Raw genomic sequence first — 16,922 nt, forward strand, 5'->3', positions numbered from 1 at the left:
GAGGATGACAACCGTGACGAGGAGTACCGGAGGTACGACGTCTGTGGACGTCGCCGAGGCAGTGCGTGCAGTACGCGCATCCTCGCGGCGCCGACAGTTGCTCGATGCCGCGGTGGCGGTGATGGGACGCACCGGTTTTCATCAGATGTCGATGCAGGCACTCGCCGACGAGGCGGACGTCAGCGTCGGATTGTTCTACAAGTACTTCGGCAGCAAAGAAGACATCCTGCTGGCCGCCATCATCGACATCCTGGAAGCCTTCCGCGACCAGCTGCAGCCCGCGATGGACCAGGCCGGCGACGACCCGGTCATGCGGTTGATCGCGGGCTTTCGCCAGTACACGACCATCGTCGACCAGAATCGCGACGCGGTGGTCCTCACCTACCGCGAGAGCCGCACGCTCGACGCCGACGGGCGCGAGCGCATCAAAGAACTCGAAGTGGAGACGTCTGCGCCGATGCGTGACGCGATCTCCGCAGGGATCGATGCCGGCCTGATGAACGAAGTCGATCCGGACCTGGTGGTGTTCGACCTGATGATGCTCGCTCACGGCTGGGCACTCAAGCACTGGCACTTCGCACCCCATCAGTTGGCCGGCTACATCGCCGCGCAACTGCGGTTCACGTTGCCCGCGTTGGTTGTCGGCGACAAGCTCGACGAATACCTCGCGACGATCTGATCACCGTCGAACGCCGGACCCGACCGAGGTCGCGTAGGCGGCCATCGCACGTCCCGCACTCCGCAACGGCTCCGCCGATCGCAGGGTGCGTGCCATCACGAACGCCCCCTCGAGCGCGGCGAGCAGCGCGATGCAGAGCGAACGGGCATCGTCTGCCGAATAGCCACGCAGCATGGCGAGTTGGGTCCCGCCGTCGATCCACGACGTGAAGACCTCGGCCGCCACGCTCCGGAGTTCCGGCTCGGCATCCGCGACCTCCCCGGCGACCGTGCCCACCGGACACATGTTGGCCCACCCGGTGGTCTCGATGTCGGTCGCGGCGGCGTCGAAGGCGCGCTCGATCGCTGCGGGCAGGTCGTCGCCCTCAGCCAGCAAACCGCCCACCAACTCGGCGTAGGCGGCTCCCATGGTGCGCAAGGACTTCTCGGCGATCTCGCGTTTGCCACCCGGGAAGTGGTGGTACAGCGACCCGTTCGGGACGCCGGCCGCATCGATCACCTTCTTGATCCCGGTGGCCGCATAACCCTGCCTGCGCAGTAGCTCGCCCATCGCCACCGTGATTCGTTCGTCGGTCTGCACGGTTTCCATCCTAGAACATTTGCTCTAGAGTGATCGTTCTAGAGAGAACGTTCCAGCAATCGGGAGGTCATCATGCAGCAGGTTCACGTGCCCGCGGGTCCGATCGAGTACACCGACGACGGCGAGGGGCCGCCCGTCGTCCTCCTCCACGGTCTGTTCATGGACGAGACGCTCTGGGACACCACACTTCCCCTTCTTCCCGACGGCTTCCGGTACATCCGACCGATCCTGCCGCTCGGCGGACACCGGGTGCCGATGAATCCGGATGCCGACCTCGCACTACCCGGAATGGTCGATCTGGTCGCCGACTTCCTCGACGCCCTCGACCTGCACGACGTGACGCTCGTCCACGCCGACTGGGGCGGTGGACTCTTCCTCACCGCGATCGGTCGGGACGACCGGGTGAGTGCGATGGTCGTCCTGCCTTGCGAGGCCTTCGAGAACTTCCCACCCGGGCTGCCCGGCCGGATGGCCACTCTGGCAACCAAACTCCCGGGCGGCATCACCCTCGCGGCCCGCCAGCTCCGCATAGGGTGGCTGCGTCGCACGCCGTTGCTGTTCGGTTGGATGGTGCGGCGTCCGATCCCCGACGACGTCGTCCAACGGTGGACCGACCCGTCCCTGACGAACCCGGGAGTCCGGCGAGACCTGGAGAAGTACGCCGCAACCCGGCACGATCACGCCGCCCTCATCCGCGACACCGAGGCACTGGCCGGCTTCCGCGGCGACGCCCTGGTGTTGTGGTCACCGGAGAACCGGGTGATGCCGCCGGAACACGGACGCCGTCTCGCCGAGCTGATCCCCAACGCCCGGTACGCCGAGGTCCACGACGCCTACGTGCTGTCGATGCTCGATCAGCCGGCCGAGGTGGCGCGGGAGATCGGGGCATTCCTGACCCGGGTTCCCGCCGCCGGCAGGTGAATCACCTCGCGATCAGCCGCGTGATCTCCTCGTCGATGAGGTGGACGGCACCTCCGAGCATCGCGAAGGCCTCGTTGGTGGTCTGACCGTGGTAGTAGCGGTAGTAGATCTGCTGGGCGATCACCGCGGAACGGAAGAAACCGAACACCTCGTACCAGCGCCAACGCTCCGGCGTCATCTCGAAACCCATGCGCTGACAATAGTATTCGACAAACTCCGCGCGGGTGATCATGCCGGGGAGGTTGGTCGGCACACGACGCATCATCTGTCGCCGATCGTCGTCGTCGGCCTGCACCCAGTAGGCGAGCGATCCGGCGACATCCATCAGCGGGTCGCCCAACGTGGCCATCTCCCAGTCGAGGATGCCGATCACGCGCGTCACGTCGTCAGGGGCCAACACGACGTTGTCGAGCTTGTAGTCGTTGTGGATGACGCAATTCGCGACATCGTCGGGCTGATTCTCGGCGAGCCACGCCATCACCGATTCGTAATCGGGCGCATCGTCGGTGCGCGCATTGCGGAACCGGGTCGACCAACCCTCGACCTGACGCCGGACATACCCGAGTCCCTTGCCGAGATCGGTGAGTCCGGCCGCCGCGACATCCACCGAGTGGAGCTCGACGAGCACATCGATGAAGGCGAAGCACAGCCGACGCGCTTGATCCTCCGACAGCGGGACGTCGGCGGGCCACTCCTTGCCGGGGATGACACCATCGATCTTGCCCATCACGTAGAAGTCGGCGCCCAGCACCGAGTCGTCGTCGCAGAACGCAACCATCGGCGCGACGTAGGGCAACACGCCAGAGAGCTTGGACTGGATCCGGAACTCGCGGCCCATGTCGTGCGCGCCCCGCGCCTTGGTGCCCTTCGGCGCCCGCCGGAGGATGACCTGCCGGTCCGGATAGGTCAGTTGAAACGTGAGATTCGAAGCGCCGCCGGAGAACTGACGGACCTCCGGCGTGCCGTCGAGCCCGGTCGCATCGTCCGCATTCGCGCGCAACCACTGCGCGACCCGCTCGACGTCGAACGCGTCCTCGTCCCGTACCGCCCTGGCACCCGCCACCTGACTGCTCATGTTGTCTCCCTCCGACTCCGACACGATCCATCGCGACTCATCCGCGATACTTCCCCAACTCGATCCGCGCGACGACACCGCGGTGCACTTCGTCCGGCCCGTCCGCCAGCCGCAGGGCGCGCGCGCCGACCCACGATGCCGCGAGCGGGAAGTCGTCGGTGAGGCCGGCACCGCCGTGCAACTGGATCGCGAGGTCGATGACGTCGAGCGCCATGTTCGGCACCTCCACCTTGATCTCGCTCACCGCCGACACCGCCTCTGCGGATATCCCCTCCGCTCGCCCCTGATCGAGGAGCCAGGCCGCGTGTAACACCAGGAGCCGTGATCGGTTGATGGCGATGCGCGCGTCGGCGATTCGTTCGCTGTTGCCGCCGAGCTTGGCCAGCGGCCGCCCGAATGCGGTGCGCTCCAACGAGCGACGGACGCCGAGCTCGAGCGCGCGCTCGGCGAGACCGATGGCCCGCATGCAGTGATGGACACGACCGGGACCCAGCCGCCCCTGCGCGATCTCGAACGCCCGGCCCGGACCGAGCAGGACATTCGACGCCGGCACCCGCACGTCATCGAACGAGACCTCGCCGTGCCCGAGCGGTTCGTCGAAGTAGCCCATGGTGGTGAGCATGCGGTCGACGGTCACCCCCGGGGTGTCGATGGGCACGAGCACCATCGTGTGTCGCGCGTGCCGGTCGGCGGTTGCGTCGGTGACACCCATGAAGATGAGGATCTTGCACTCGGGATTGCCGACGCCCGTGGAGAACCACTTGGTCCCGTTGATGATCACGTCGTCGCCGTCGGGGATCGCGGTGGCGGCCATGTTGGTCGCGTCCGACGACGCCACGTCGGGCTCGGTCATGCAGAAGGCACTGCGGATCTCACCCCTGAGCAGCGGCTCCAGCCACTGCTCTCGCTGCGGCTCGGAGCCGTAACGCAGCAGCACCTCCATGTTGCCGGTGTCGGGGGCATTGCAGTTGAACACGAGCGGGGCCAGCATCGACGAGCCCATGGCCTCCGCAATCGGCGCGTACTCGATGTTGGTGAGACCTTCGCCGCCGTCGGTGCCGAAGTCCGCCGCGTAGCGTCCCGCATGTTCCTTGGGCAGAAAGAGATTCCACAGGCCCGCGGCTCGGGCCCTGGCCTTGAGATCGCTCAGGATGGGAGGCGGCGTCCACCGGTCCTCGCCACTCTCCCGGCGTCGGGCGATGTCGCGATGCACCTCACCTTCGACGGGCGTGATCTCGTCGGCCATGAACGTGCGCACGCGTGCGGTCAACTCTGCCGACCGCGCGGAGGGAGCGAAATCCATACCCGCGACGCTAGTCGGTCGGAAACGATGGATGCGGCGAATCCCGCTCTCAGCGCTGTGCGCGGTCGGCCAGACGCTGTCGCCGTGGCATCGGCGCCCGGCGCGCACACAGCCAGGCACACCCGGCCACCCACACGGCACCGATCAACCATCCCGCCAGCACGTCGGTGGTCCAGTGCACACCCAGATACACCCGAGTGCACCCGATCGCAATGGCCCCGGCGGGCGCGAGCAGCAGCACGATCGGGTGGGCGCGCACCCACGCACTCAGCCGGAAGGCCGCCACGGCCAGCAACCCGAACACGATCGTGCTCATCATCGCGTGGCCCGACGGAAACGAGTAGGTGTCGATGTCGAGCAGGCGGTCGACCGTCGGCGGGCGCGGTCGTGCGAACAGGTGCTTGAGACCCACCATGAGCAGGTATCCGACCAGCGAGCCTGCCCCCACCAGAATCGCCTCGGGGTAGGCGCGGTACACGGCGAGTCCGATGCAGACCATCACCACGATCGTCGAGAGCACGAGCGTGTTGCCGGTTGCCGTGATGACCAGCGCGAGATCGGTGAGCAGACCCGTGCGGCCGTCGACCACGGTGTCGGTGATCGCGCGGTCGAAGCCGTTCGGACTCAGAAACATCTGTCCGCATCCGATCGGCCGGTCCGTGGGCGCGCCCTCAAGTCACCGCCAAGCGATCCGCAAGTCACGGATTCCACCCTAGCCGTGACATCCCGACCGGAAGGACGACTCATGCACACCACCCTGCTGTATCGGATCGGGCACGCCGCCGCGGCGCATCCGATCCGTGCTCTGCTCGGCTTCGCCGCCGCGCTGGCCGTCCTCCTGGCCGCTTCGTCGGCGTTCGGCGGCGAGACCCAGGAGAACTGGGACGTCACCGGCACGCCGTCGCAGGCCGGGATCGAACTCCTGCGCGAGCATGTGCCGGGTGCCGGAAACGCGTTCGCGCGCATCGTCGTGCACGCCGACGACGGCACCATCCCGGCATCGGCGATCAGCGGACTGCGCGACCGCCTCGGCGACATGGATCACGTGGCCACCGTCACCGACGCTCGGTTCAGCGCCGACCGCGACACCGCGGTCCTCACGGTCGGCTACGACGTCCCGGTCACCGATCGCTCCATCATGGGCAACGCGGACGGACTGACCGCGGCGATCACCCCCACCCGCGATGCCGGCCTGCGAGTCGAGATGAACGGATCGGTCCCCGAGACCGCTGCGGCGCCGATCAAGGGCCACGCCGAGGTCATCGGCATCGCGCTGGCCCTGTTGATCATGGTGTTCGCCTTCGGCTCGGTGATAGCCGCCGGTTTGCCGATCGCCACCGCGATCGCCGGACTGATCGCCGGCTCGGCCGGCATCACCCTGCTCGCCGGGATCATCAACGTCAGTCCGACGGCACCCATGGTCGCGAGCATGGTCGGCCTCGGCGTCGGGATCGACTACGCGCTGCTGGTGGTCAGCCGGCATGTCGAGTTCCTGCGGCGGGGTCACACCCCGGTCGAGGCGGCCGCCCGGGCCGTCGCCACCGCGGGACGCTCCGCGGTGTTCGCCGCGACCACCGTGCTGGTCTCACTGATGGGATTGCGACTCGCCGGACTACCCACCTACTCGTCGTTCGGCTTCGCGACCGCGATCGCGGTGATCGCGATGCTCGGCGCCACCCTCGTCGTGGTGCCCGCGCTGTGTCGGGTCTCCGGTCGCCGGATCGTGCCGCGCACGGCACGGCGCGCGATGATCACCGAGAACACCGATCGCATGCCCCTCACCGCACGGTGGGCCGGAAGGGTCGGCCGGCGACCGGTCGTCGCGGTCCTGCTCGCGCTGATCGTGATGGTCACCCTCGCCGCTCCGGCCGTCGCCATGCGGACCTGGCCGTCGGATTCGGGTGCACAGTCGAGCGAACTGACCACCCGCCGTGCGCACGACCTGCTGGCCGCCGAGTTCGGTGCGGGCACCAACGCCGACGTCGTCGTGGTCGCCCCGACGCAGGGTGTCGACCGGGACGAACTGTCGGCGGCCATGACCGCCGTCGCGCAGATTCCCGGGGTGACCGCGGTCGCACCGATCACCGAATCACCGGACCGCGCACTCGACATCGTGCCGATCACCATCGGTCACGACCCGGCGGACGCGGCCACCGGCGACGTCCTCGACGGCATTCGCGACCGCATCCCCGACGGCGCCATCCTCGCCGGTGAGACCGCGTACTACGACGACATCTCGCAGATGCTGCAACGCAGGCTGTGGCTGGTGATCGGCTTCGTCGTCGCCGCGTCGGTCGTCCTGCTCACCGTCCTGTTCCGATCGGTCGTCGTCCCGATCAAGGCCGCCGCCATGAACCTCCTGTCCGTCGCAGCCGCGTACGGGGTGATCACCGCGGTGTTCCAGTGGGGTTGGGGCCTGTCGCTGCTGGGTGTCGACCATCCGATCGCGGTGTCGAGTTGGGTACCGATCCTCGTCTTCGCGATCCTGTTCGGCCTGTCGATGGACTACGAGGTCTTCCTGCTGTCCCGCATCCGCGAGGACTGGCTGGCGTCCGGGGACGCGCGCGCCAGCGTGATCAGCGGACTCGCCAAGACGGGCCGGGTCATCACCACCGCCGCGGCGATCATGGTCGCCGTGTTCCTGAGCTTTGCCACCGAGACCGACATCCTGATGAAGATGCTGGGTCTGGGGATGGCGGTGGCGGTCTTCCTCGACGCCACGCTGGTGCGGATGGTCCTCGTACCGGCAACGATGTCGCTGCTCGGGCGTGCCAACTGGTGGCTCCCGACCTGGCTGGACCGCATGCTGCCGCACATCGGACTCGAGACGGCAGACGACGACTCCGGCATACCGGCCGCGCCCGGCGAAGACTCCCCCGACGTCGAGCCGGACAGAAAACTCACGCCCGCCTGACGCGCACAAGTGCGCTCCAAGTGAGGCCCAAGCGCCATGTCCGAATCTGTTGAGGCCCCGAACACGACGGGGACAGCCCACCCGAACCGAGGAATCCCGAGATGACCACCACGCACACCGCCGACACCGACCCCACCCCCGCGTCCGCCCTCCGTGGCTCGCACGCCCGCATCCCCGAGACCGGTGAACCGACCGTCGACCAGCTCCGGCTGCCCGGCCAGGCCGCGGCCCCCGACGGCCCGCTCGACCCGTTCATGATGTACCTCGCCCACCACGGTTTCCGGCGCGACCTCGCGGAGTTCGCCGAGGCGGTTCCGCACACGCCCGTCCCCGACCACACCACCTGGCGCGCGCTGCAGGCACGCTGGTCGGTGTTCCGGGAGATCCTCCACCACCATCATGCGGGTGAGGACGCGTGGATCTGGCCCATGCTGGAGAGCCGCTGCACCTCCGCCGAGCGGGCCGTACTCGACGCGATGGAAGCCGAGCACGGGATGATCGACCCGCTGCTCGAGGCCTGCGACGCGGGATTCGCGACGATGGCCGCCGGTGCCGACGCCGATGCGCGTGCCGAGCTGTCACGTGTGCTGGCCGAGACCCACGACCACCTCGCCGCACATCTCGCGCACGAGGAGAACGACGCGCTGACGCTGATCCAGCAGCACCTGACCGTCGACGAGTGGACGGAGCTGGAGGAGAAGTTCGGCGAGGACTCGTCCCTCAGAGATGCTCTGCGCCTGGCTCCCTGGATGCTCAAGGGACTCGACGACGACACCCTCGGCATTCTCCGGCCGCGCATTCCGCGGCCCCTGTGGCTGTTCGCAAAGCTCGGCTCACGGTCGTTCCGCCGAGCCGATCGTCGCGCATTCCGCTATCACCCCGACGCCACGCACTGAAGCACGGGCGTCAGCGCGTCGCCAGCGACCGCCCGATCACAAGTCGCTGGATCTGGTTGGTGCCCTCGAAGATCTGCGTGATCTTTGCCTCGCGCATGTAGCGCTCGACCCGGAAGTCCCGGGTGTAGCCGTAGCCGCCGAGCACCTGGACGGCGTCGGTGGTCACCTTCATCGCGGCATCGGTCGCAACGAGTTTGGCGGTCGCCGCGGCGCGGGAGTAGGGGCGCCCCGCGTCACGGCGGCGGGCCGCGTCGAGATAGGTCGCCCGCGCCGAATCCACCGCGGCCGCCATGTCGGCCAGCAGAAAACTCAGACCCTGATGATCGATGATCTTGCGGCCGAATGCCGTTCGCTCCTGCGCGTAGTCCACGGCGGCGTCCAGGGCGGCCTGCGCGAGGCCCGTCGCGACCGCGGCGATACCCAGACGCCCGGAGTCGAGTGCGGAGAACGCGATGGTCAGACCCTCCCCCTCGGCGCCGAGCAGACGTTCATCGGAGATGAGGGCGTCGTCGTAGGTGGCCGACGTGGTCGGCACCGCGTGCAGGCCCATCTTCTCCTCGGGCCTGCCGAAGGTCAGCCCGTCGGAATCCCGCGGCACGAGCAGGCAGCTGATGCCCTTCGAACCCTCACCGGTGCGGACGAAGACGTTGTAGACATCGGCGATGCCGCCGTGGGTGATCCAGGCCTTCGCGCCGTTGACGCGATACCCACCCTCGACGGCGGTGGCCTTGCACGTCAGGGCCGCGGCGTCCGACCCGGCCTGCGGTTCGGAGAGGCTGTACGCGCCGATGATTCTGCCGTTCAACAGATCCGGGAGCCACTGCTGCTTCTGCTCCTCGGTACCGAAGTTGAACAGCGGGTGACAGGCCAACCCGTGCACACTGACCGCGACGGCGACGGCCGCCCATCGGGCGCCGAGTTCCTCGAGCACCTGCAGATAGACCTCGTAGGGTTGGCCGCCGCCGTCCCACTCGACGGGATACGGGAGCCCGAGCAGGCCGGCCTCCCCCATCTCGGCGAACAGCCCCTCCGGGTACTTCTCCGCCTTCTCGTACTCGTCGGCGACCGGGGCCAGCCGTTTGTCGGCGAAGTCCCGGGTGAGCGCGATGAGGTCGTACGCCTCGTCGGTGGGCAGGAGTCGATCGACCGCCATCAGAACCTCCACAGGGAACAGAAACAGTACTCAGGTACCAACCATAGTACTATTGTGGCGACGAGCAGAACACCGCCGAGGGAGGAACCGCCGGATGACCCGCGCCGACCGCACCCGTTTCGCGACACGACGCCGCGGTGATCTCTTCGACTCCCTGCTCGGCCTGCTGCTCGACGAGGGCTTCGCCCACCTGGGAGTGGCCGATCTCGCGGCACGGCTGCGGTGCTCCAAGTCGACGCTGTACACCCTCGCGGACAGCAAGGAGCAGCTCGTCATCAAGACCGTCACACACTTCTTCCGCACCGCCACCGACCACGTCGAGGCGAGCGTCGCGCAGGAATCCGGGGCACGCGAGCGGGTGATCACCTATCTGGTCGCGGTCGGCGATGCACTCGCCCCGGCGTCGGAGAGGTTCATGGCCGATCTCCACGCATTCGGGCCGACCCGCGAACTCTACGAACGCAACACCGCAGCAGCCGCTCATCGCGTCCAGCAACTGATCTCCGAGGGCGTGGCCGCCGGCGACTTCCGCGACATCGACGCCGCCTTCGCCGCCGACCTCGCCGCGTCGATGATGAGTCGCATCCAGCGCCGCGAGGTCGCGACCGCGACCGGCCTCGACGACGCCAGCGCCTACCGCCAGCTCGCGTCGATCCTCACCACCGGCATCATCGCAGGCCCCGCCTGATCAGCCGACGGTCCGTCGTTCGAGGTGGGTGACCCCACGCTGGTCCACCCACCATGGAACGCGGACATCGTGGTCGGCCCCGTTGCGTCGCAGTCGAACCCAGAGTTCGGCGTGCAGTCGTACCTCCCCGTGCCCGACGTCGCGACCCCAGAGTGCGGAGAACAGCACCGCCTCGGTCGACGTCGAGGCGGCGGCGGCCCCCTCGTCGCGCACCACGGCCCGCAACTCCTCGCCCGCCGTCGCGATATCGAGGATCTCCGCGAGGATCTCGGTCGCCTCGTCATCCGGATGACCGCCGATCAGCACCAGCTGGTCGGGATCGAGCGCCTGGATCAGCCACGGGCTGTCGAGCACCACTGCGCGTTCCACCACGCTGCCGGTCGCGACGCGAACACCCTGCGGGACATTGAGATCCGCAGGATCGTAGGTGCCCCGGCGAGCGGCCGACACGATCGCGGCGTGCACGTCGGCGGCCACCCCGGGCGCGATCCGTCGTGCCGGGTCGGCCAGATGGTCGAGAAGCGTGTCGGCGTCGCGCGCCGACTCGACGTCGAGGCCGCCGAGGGCGGCGCGCAGCGCGTCGGCGTGCGGATGGTCGAGGACATCGCGTACACCCTCGACGGAGGCGTCCGACGGTGCCCGGTACCACCCCAGCGGGTGACCGTCGACGACCGCGTGATGCCGGAGCCACCATGCGGTGTAGCCGGAACGGTCGGCCAGGAGAGGCGCGATCGTGTCGTCGGCGGCCAGGAGGGTCAGCGCCTCGGACCACCGACGCTCGTCGACGAGGTCCAGGTCACGGACTGCAGCAAGGGTTTCCGGAGGTTGCTCGTGAAGGTTCCACCACTCGTCCTCGTCGGGCAGGTCGTGATCGGCGGCGACCGGGAGGTCGTCGATGACCGTGAGGAAGCCCCAGCCGACCCCGATGCGTCGCAGGGCGTCGGACCCGACCTGCGCGACCAGGTCGGCATCGACCACACCGAACGGGGCGTCGTCGATCAGCACCGCACCCAGCGGGCTGTCCGGGAGCAGGAGCTCGTCGGCGGGTCGCAACTCGCCGTCCTGATCGGGAATCGGCAGGGCCGACAACCATTCCGGCACGGCCGCAGCCGTATCCGCCGCGAGCAGCGCGAACACCTCGTGGGCGATCGGAGCGAGTTCGTCGTCGTCGGCATGCTCCGTCAGATGCGCGAGGGCAGGGTCGGCGAGTGCATCGGTGACCGAGATCGACTGTGCGCCCAATCGTTCCACGAGCGGATGGTAGGCGGCGGATGCGACGGTGGGAATCCAGCGGACGGCGGTGTCGATGGCGCCGGTCACGAACAGGCCTCGCGCACCGATGTTCATCCGTCCGTCGGAGCGCGGGATCGGCAGCGTGCCGAGTTCCTCGGCGTCGATCGAGGTGGTGACCAGTGGCGCCAACGCGGCGTAGAGGTCCCGCCACCAGGCCGGGTCGTGTTCGGTCCCGATGAGCCGCTCGGCGAGGTCGGCGAGTCCCATCTCGGTGACGCCGACGGACCGTAGCGCCGTGAGGTGGCGCCGCTCGGACACATCCGGGTGGGCGAGGTCGCCCATGATCGGCGCCAGCACACCGGCCAGCTCGTCGGTCAGATCCGCCAGCACCACCGCCCGGCTCGGGACGAGGTCGCCGTCATCGGCGGCGGGAAGCCAGACACTCTCCCGCAACTCATCGAGGACCGCCTCGATCAGGGTCGCGTCGTCGCGGTTGCGGACGCGCGTGGTGTCCGGGATGAGCAGTGGCCGCCACTGCCGCGCAAGTGCTCCGACCAGGTCACTGTAACCTGTTGCCGCCGTGGAGATATCGGCATCCGGGTGGAGATTTCGCCGATCGGGGGTGAGTGCCAGATCGGTGATGCAGCGGGCGGGCAACGACAACTCGATGTCGGTGGGCGTCGGTGCACGCAGGACGTCGCGTTCGGCGATGACCGGTCCGGCGCCCTCGATCTCGACCAGCCATCGGGTCCCGGCGTGCGACGACTCGATCCAGGTGCGCTCGCGGTGACCGTCTGGTGCGGTGGCCGAGACGGCGACGCGCACCGCACGCGTGTCCGGCTCCGCACCGTCCCGACGAATGGTCGTCACCGTCTCGGCGACTACGATCTCGGCAAGTGCGTCGAGTTCCAGGAGCAGGTCGGTGGCCTGCGCCGACGCCGTGGCCACAAGGGAATCCGCGGCGGTGGCATCACGCAGGTACAGGATGATCTCGGTGTCGAAGCCGGCGGCCGGTGGGGTCTCGTCGGGCCAGGCGAGCCGGAGCAGCGGCGCCGGGCCGGTCGTCGGTGCCCTCCGCGACCCCCCGGCGTCCCGCGCCTCAGGGGCCGATGCCCCCACGGCCTGCGAGGTCGAGGCACGGTCGAAGATCAGCGATCCCGTCGTCGAGCGGACCTCGACGCGGTCGGCGACGGCGGCGGTCGCGGTGAAGCCGACACCGAATCTGCCGACACCGGACGGGCCGGGCTCGTCCGGTTTTGCCGACACCCGCAGCGCCAGCAGTGAGCGCACGCCCCGAATGGTCAGGGGCGCACCGGTGTTGGCGACGTGCAGGGCGCTGCCGTCAACCCAGATGGCGAGGCGCCCCGTCGTCCCCGCGGCGGTGGCGGCGTCGGCAGCATTGGCCGCGAGTTCGGTGAACAGCCGATCGCGGTAGCCGACGGTGACCAGATCGTGTTCGGCGGCACTGTCTTCCGCGAATCGGGTCGGCGAGGCACGCCAGGCGTCCAGGGTGGCGGCGCGCAGCTCACCGAGCCCGAACGGGTCGGCAACCGCGTCCGGCGCCGTGTCGGTCAGGGCGTCGCATCCCCACCGGCGCCCGCGGCGACGCTGACGATCTCGAGTGCGCCGTCGTCATAGGCGTCGTATGCGGGCGATCCGTTGCCGGCCGGTGCCGCGACGTCGGAATGGGCACCGCAGCCGTAGTCGGCGGCGACCACGTGGCCGTCGGCCGCGTACTCGTTGGCGCAGACGCCGAACGCCGGTCGCAGTGCACCGGCGAGCGGGATGTAGAAGCCGCAGGTCGCGCAGGAGAAGGCGGCTGCAGCGGCCATGTCGGTGTGCGGCCCGAAATCGCCGTCGTACCACCGCTGCGCCGCATCGTCGCGTCCCTCGGGGCTCAGCAGCCGCCGGCGACCGAGACCGAGCTCACCGGCGATCTGGCCGATCTCGTCGGGATCGACCTCCTCGGAGTCGAAGCGGAACTCGTCACCGGTGTCGATCTGATTCGGAACCAGGCGCCGGTCATCCGGGTCGGCCGCCAGGACATCGCCCGGAGTGAGGTCGCCGGCCGCGACGCGCTCGTTCCACGGCACCCAATTCGGCGCGAGCAGTGATCCCTCGCCCGGCAGCAGCACCATCTCGCTGACGGTGATGTCGTCGGTTCCGGGCGAGCCCGCCAACACGACACACCACTGCCAGCCGCGGTAGCCCGCGAGGTCCGCCTCGAAATAGTGGGCCACCGCCCAGTCACCCTCGAGGGTGCTCTCCAGGTGCGCACCAGGTTGTTGCCCGTCGTCGACGAGCGCGGTGCGCGCCACGTCGACAGCGGCGAGCAGCCGGTCACCGTCGAATGCAAGAGTCACGGTACAAGTGTGCAACACCGCACGAGGTCGGCGGCACCGACCCGGCACTTTCGAACCGCGGACAACGCGCGGGAGACAGCCGTGCCGACACCGAGTCGGGGGGATGAGGAACAATTGGCGTTGTGAACCGACCCAGTCCCCGCTTCCCTCGAGGGGAGCGAAGTGAACCGGCGGGGCCAGACCCCCGCGGCGCGGGTCGCGATGTCGGCGCAGGTGACGATGACGACCGCCGCAGCCGTCGACAGCACCCGGGAACCGCGAATTACCCGGCCGACGAGGGTCGGACGACCCATCGCCCGGCCACCGGACGCGGTCGCGGCGACCACGCCTATCTCCCGCCGCGCACGCACAATCCCCATCTGCCACCGCTCGATGACCACGATGACGACGGCGCGACCGAACGGATCGGCACCACCAAGGCGATGCCCACCGCCGGCTCGGCGGGTACCGGGATTCCCAAGAAGATCACCGTCGCGCGGGTCGCCGCGATGCGCAGCCGCGAACTGACCGGTCGCGGCATCGGCAAGATCTATCGCGCCGCGACCGCCGACGGCGCGGATCGATCCGGCCTCACCGCGCTGACCCTGCCGGTGATCGCGAACTTCGCGGTCGACGCGGCGATGGCCGTCGCGCTGGCCAACACGTTGTTCTTCGCCGCGGCGACCGGCGAGTCCAAGACCAACGTCGGCCTGTACCTCGCACTGACCATCGCGCCGTTCGCACTGATCGCGCCGCTGATCGGACCCATGCTCGACCGCTTGCAGCATGGCCGGCGCATCGCCATGGCGACGACCTTCGGTCTGCGGGTGGTGCTGGCCCTGCTCATCCTGGCGAACTCGTCGTGGGACGCGACCACGCAGCAGTTGCAATACGACCCGTGGGTCCTCTATCCGTGTGCGCTGGGACTGCTGGTGCTGTCGAAGTCGTTCGGGGTGCTCAAATCCGCGGTCACGCCCCGCGTCGTCCCGCCGACGATCGACCTGCCACGGGTCAATTCGCGGCTCACCACCTTCGGCCTCATCGGCGGCACCATCATCGGTGGCGCGGTCGCGGCGTTCTTCGAGTTGTTGTTGGCCAAGGTCCTGCCCGTGCACATCCCTGGCGCGATGGCGTGGTTGGCGGTCATCGCCGCGGTGGGTGCGTGGCTGTGCATGCGCATCCCGTCGTGGGTGGAGGTGACCGAAGGTGAGATCCCGACGACGCTCACCTACCACGGCAACCACCACACGGCCTCGGCTCCGAAGCCCGGGTCCGGGGGACGCAAAGGCGCCCGCGAGACGGCTTCCGAGCTGGCCGCCAAGATGCGACAGCCGTTGGGTCGCAAGGTCGTCGCCGGACTGTGGGGCAACGCGACCATCCGCATCCTGACCGGGTTCCTGACCCTCTACATCGCGTTCTACGCGAAGGCCCAGCAGGACGTGCACTCCGACTGGACACAGCTGGTGCTGTTGGGCGCTGTCGGCGCCGCTGCCGGAGTCGGCAACATGATCGGCAACGGCCTGGGCACCCGGATGGAGCTGAAGAATCCCCCGAAGATCGTGCTGTGGTGCACCGCGGCATGTTTCGTCGTCGCCGCCCTGGCCGCCGTCTTCGGCAACATCGTCGTCGCCACGGTCGCCGCGTTCGTCGCATCGGGAACCAGTGCGATCGGCAAGGTGTGCCTGGACTCGTCCATCCAGGACGATCTGCCGGAGGAGTCCCGGGCATCGGCGTTCGGCCGGTCGGAGACCGTCCTGCAACTGGGCTGGGTGTTCGGCGCCACCCTCGGCGTACTGCTCCCGACCACGCTGTGGATCGGGTTCACCGTCGTCGCGGTGCTGCTCGGCATCGGACTGCTGCAGACGGTGCTGACCACCCGCGGATCGTCGCTGGTCCCCGGCATCGGCGGCGAGCGGCCCGACTATGCCGAGCCGACGGTCGCCATCCGCGTCTCGGGGACGCCCGACACCATCCGGCGCCCGAGTAGCCGGGTCTCCCCCGCCGACGCCCCCACCCGGGCGCACCAGGCCCCGCCGGATGGCCGCCGCGGACCGGCGGCCGACCCCACCCGAAAGATGCCGAGCCACACCGAACACCCAGGACGGCCGTAACCCGTGTATGTGAACAGTGCCGAGAAGAAGACGCTCGCGATCATCGCGGCGGTGATCCTCGCCTTCGTCGTGATCGTCGGTGGCGCCGTCGCGCTGCTGACCAAGGACACCTGGTCAGGTGACGCGGCCGACGACGATCACGCCTATCTCCAGCTCGCGGTCGGCGATCAGCTCGTCCGGGTGGAACCCACCCGCATGTGCGACGTCCTGCTGAAGAACTGCGAACCCGCGAACGTCTCCGACATCACGGTGCAGCGGGTGCCGGTACCGGTCGGTGAGTCGGTGATGTTGTCGGTGTCCGAGGACATCGCGAAGTGGCCGTGGAACCTGGTCATCCAGTACCTGACACCGCAGGGACTCGACGGCACGTCGGTGCCGATGCGGTCGAACTCCACCTACACCACGGTGCTGCATTCGACACGCGATCGCATCCTGGTCAACATCGAGGTCCAGGTGCCCTCGGCCATCTCCGATGCCGCCAACAACAACGTGATCGCCCGCGGCTACCTGGCCGCCGACACCACCCCCGACGACCTCGAGGTGCCCAACCCGGATCTGCGCTGACGCGTTCGGAGTCGGGTTCGTGGCCCTGGTTAGTGCTCGAGTTCGCGGGTGACCGCGCGCACGACCTCGGAGATCCGCTGCGACGTCTTGCGGTCGGGATACCGTCCCTTGCGCAGTTCCGGTTGCACCGCGCCCTCGAGCAGGGTGATCAGATCGGCGACCATGCCGTGCAGTTCGTCCGGCGTGTGCCGCTTGACCTCTTTACGGGCCGCCTCGCGTGCGGCCTCGCGGGTGTTTTTGGCCACGCTGGGCGCGGGCTCCAGAACGGTGACGGTCAGCGCCTGAGGTCCTCTGCGGCCCGCGGCCATGCCGAACTCGACCCGTTGCCCCGGCTTCAGCGCGGCAACGCCCTCGGGAAGCGCGGATGACCGGACGTAGACGTCCTCACCGCTGTCCTGCGCGAGGAAGCCGAAGCCCTTGTCCGCGTCGTACCACTTCACCTTGCCGGTCGGCACTGTGCTCAC

The 16,922-nt window shown here is 68.7% G+C and carries 15 protein-coding genes; 7 read left to right on the forward strand and 8 right to left on the reverse strand.

Translation table 11 applies throughout. The features are described 5' to 3' along the window. Window positions 1-4: 4 nt before the first annotated feature. Entirely contained in the window at window positions 5-679 is a 675-nt protein-coding gene (locus D7316_RS10710) for a TetR/AcrR family transcriptional regulator (RefSeq protein WP_124708231.1), read from the forward strand. Here D7316_RS10710 and D7316_RS10715 read toward each other — a convergent pair whose 3' ends face one another. Further along, window positions 680-1,267, reverse strand: coding sequence for a TetR/AcrR family transcriptional regulator (locus D7316_RS10715; protein ID WP_124708232.1), 588 nt, complete (start codon window positions 1,265-1,267; stop codon window positions 680-682). 63 nt (window positions 1,268-1,330) lie between these two features. Between D7316_RS10715 and D7316_RS10720 the strand changes: the two genes are divergently transcribed. Beyond that, window positions 1,331-2,179 carry an alpha/beta fold hydrolase gene (locus tag D7316_RS10720; RefSeq protein WP_124708233.1) on the forward strand — a complete coding sequence of 283 codons (849 nt, stop codon included), beginning with the start codon at window positions 1,331-1,333 and terminating at the stop codon, window positions 2,177-2,179. A gap of 1 nt (window position 2,180) precedes the next feature. Here the strand turns inward: D7316_RS10720 and D7316_RS10725 are convergent, their stop codons facing one another. The 3 genes from D7316_RS10725 to D7316_RS10735 are packed head-to-tail and all read right to left on the reverse strand — an operon-like array spanning window position 2,181 to window position 5,191. Continuing rightward, window positions 2,181-3,254, reverse strand: coding sequence for a phosphotransferase family protein (locus D7316_RS10725; RefSeq protein ID WP_124708234.1), 1,074 nt, complete (start codon window positions 3,252-3,254; stop codon window positions 2,181-2,183). A gap of 37 nt (window positions 3,255-3,291) precedes the next feature. Then, window positions 3,292-4,557, reverse strand: a complete 1,266-nt coding sequence (locus D7316_RS10730) for an acyl-CoA dehydrogenase family protein (protein WP_124708235.1) — start codon at window positions 4,555-4,557, stop codon at window positions 3,292-3,294. A 49-nt stretch (window positions 4,558-4,606) separates the two neighbouring features. Continuing rightward, complete coding sequence (locus tag D7316_RS10735) at window positions 4,607-5,191, reverse strand: phosphatase PAP2 family protein (protein WP_124708236.1); 585 nt, start codon at window positions 5,189-5,191, stop codon at window positions 4,607-4,609. A 111-nt stretch (window positions 5,192-5,302) separates the two neighbouring features. Here D7316_RS10735 and D7316_RS10740 point away from each other — a divergent pair, with 111 nt between their 5' ends. After that, window positions 5,303-7,471, forward strand: coding sequence for an MMPL family transporter (locus D7316_RS10740; protein ID WP_124708237.1), 2,169 nt, complete (start codon window positions 5,303-5,305; stop codon window positions 7,469-7,471). Between the two features lie 101 nt (window positions 7,472-7,572). Continuing rightward, complete coding sequence (locus D7316_RS10745) at window positions 7,573-8,367, forward strand: hemerythrin domain-containing protein (protein ID WP_124708238.1); 795 nt, start codon at window positions 7,573-7,575, stop codon at window positions 8,365-8,367. A gap of 10 nt (window positions 8,368-8,377) precedes the next feature. On the opposite strand, the gene D7316_RS10750 is transcribed toward D7316_RS10745, so the two are convergent. Then, window positions 8,378-9,520 carry an acyl-CoA dehydrogenase family protein gene (locus tag D7316_RS10750; protein ID WP_124708239.1) on the reverse strand — a complete coding sequence of 381 codons (1,143 nt, stop codon included), beginning with the start codon at window positions 9,518-9,520 and terminating at the stop codon, window positions 8,378-8,380. 94 nt (window positions 9,521-9,614) lie between these two features. On the opposite strand from D7316_RS10750, the gene D7316_RS10755 reads away from it, so the two are divergent. After that, window positions 9,615-10,208, forward strand: coding sequence for a TetR/AcrR family transcriptional regulator (locus tag D7316_RS10755; protein ID WP_124708240.1), 594 nt, complete (start codon window positions 9,615-9,617; stop codon window positions 10,206-10,208). Here the strand turns inward: D7316_RS10755 and D7316_RS10760 are convergent, their stop codons facing one another. Then, window positions 10,209-13,016, reverse strand: coding sequence for a sacsin N-terminal ATP-binding-like domain-containing protein (locus tag D7316_RS10760; RefSeq protein ID WP_197718347.1), 2,808 nt, complete (start codon window positions 13,014-13,016; stop codon window positions 10,209-10,211). After that, window positions 13,013-13,804: a DUF3027 domain-containing protein gene (locus tag D7316_RS10765; protein ID WP_124708242.1), complete on the reverse strand. Its 792-nt coding sequence runs from the start codon at window positions 13,802-13,804 to the stop codon at window positions 13,013-13,015. The genes D7316_RS10760 and D7316_RS10765 overlap by 4 nt, the downstream gene beginning before the upstream one ends. A gap of 122 nt (window positions 13,805-13,926) precedes the next feature. Between D7316_RS10765 and D7316_RS10770 the strand changes: the two genes are divergently transcribed. Together D7316_RS10770 and D7316_RS10775 are read left to right on the forward strand one after the other, a co-directional pair. Then, complete coding sequence (locus tag D7316_RS10770) at window positions 13,927-15,894, forward strand: MFS transporter (protein ID WP_124708243.1); 1,968 nt, start codon at window positions 13,927-13,929, stop codon at window positions 15,892-15,894. A 3-nt stretch (window positions 15,895-15,897) separates the two neighbouring features. After that, window positions 15,898-16,458: a DUF2771 family protein gene (locus D7316_RS10775; protein WP_124708244.1), complete on the forward strand. Its 561-nt coding sequence runs from the start codon at window positions 15,898-15,900 to the stop codon at window positions 16,456-16,458. A 29-nt stretch (window positions 16,459-16,487) separates the two neighbouring features. On the opposite strand, the gene D7316_RS10780 is transcribed toward D7316_RS10775, so the two are convergent. Next, window positions 16,488-16,913: a cold-shock protein gene (locus D7316_RS10780; RefSeq protein ID WP_124711253.1), complete on the reverse strand. Its 426-nt coding sequence runs from the start codon at window positions 16,911-16,913 to the stop codon at window positions 16,488-16,490. Window positions 16,914-16,922 lie beyond the last annotated feature (9 nt).

The sequence above is a fragment of the Gordonia insulae genome, from assembly GCF_003855095.1.
In the GTDB taxonomy this organism is placed as follows: Bacteria; Actinomycetota; Actinomycetes; order Mycobacteriales; family Mycobacteriaceae; genus Gordonia; species Gordonia insulae.

Excerpts from the sequence above, each read along its gene's own strand:
- D7316_RS10710 (WP_124708231.1), top strand. The coding sequence starts at position 5 with ATGACAACCGTGACGAGGAGTACCGGAGGTACGACGTCTGTGGACGTC.
- D7316_RS10715 (WP_124708232.1), bottom strand. The coding sequence starts at position 1,267 with ATGGAAACCGTGCAGACCGACGAACGAATCACGGTGGCGATGGGCGAG.
- D7316_RS10720 (WP_124708233.1), top strand. The coding sequence starts at position 1,331 with ATGCAGCAGGTTCACGTGCCCGCGGGTCCGATCGAGTACACCGACGAC.
- D7316_RS10725 (WP_124708234.1), bottom strand. The coding sequence starts at position 3,254 with ATGAGCAGTCAGGTGGCGGGTGCCAGGGCGGTACGGGACGAGGACGCG.
- D7316_RS10730 (WP_124708235.1), bottom strand. The coding sequence starts at position 4,557 with ATGGATTTCGCTCCCTCCGCGCGGTCGGCAGAGTTGACCGCACGCGTG.
- D7316_RS10735 (WP_124708236.1), bottom strand. The coding sequence starts at position 5,191 with ATGTTTCTGAGTCCGAACGGCTTCGACCGCGCGATCACCGACACCGTG.
- D7316_RS10740 (WP_124708237.1), top strand. The coding sequence starts at position 5,303 with ATGCACACCACCCTGCTGTATCGGATCGGGCACGCCGCCGCGGCGCAT.
- D7316_RS10745 (WP_124708238.1), top strand. The coding sequence starts at position 7,573 with ATGACCACCACGCACACCGCCGACACCGACCCCACCCCCGCGTCCGCC.
- D7316_RS10750 (WP_124708239.1), bottom strand. The coding sequence starts at position 9,520 with ATGGCGGTCGATCGACTCCTGCCCACCGACGAGGCGTACGACCTCATC.
- D7316_RS10755 (WP_124708240.1), top strand. The coding sequence starts at position 9,615 with ATGACCCGCGCCGACCGCACCCGTTTCGCGACACGACGCCGCGGTGAT.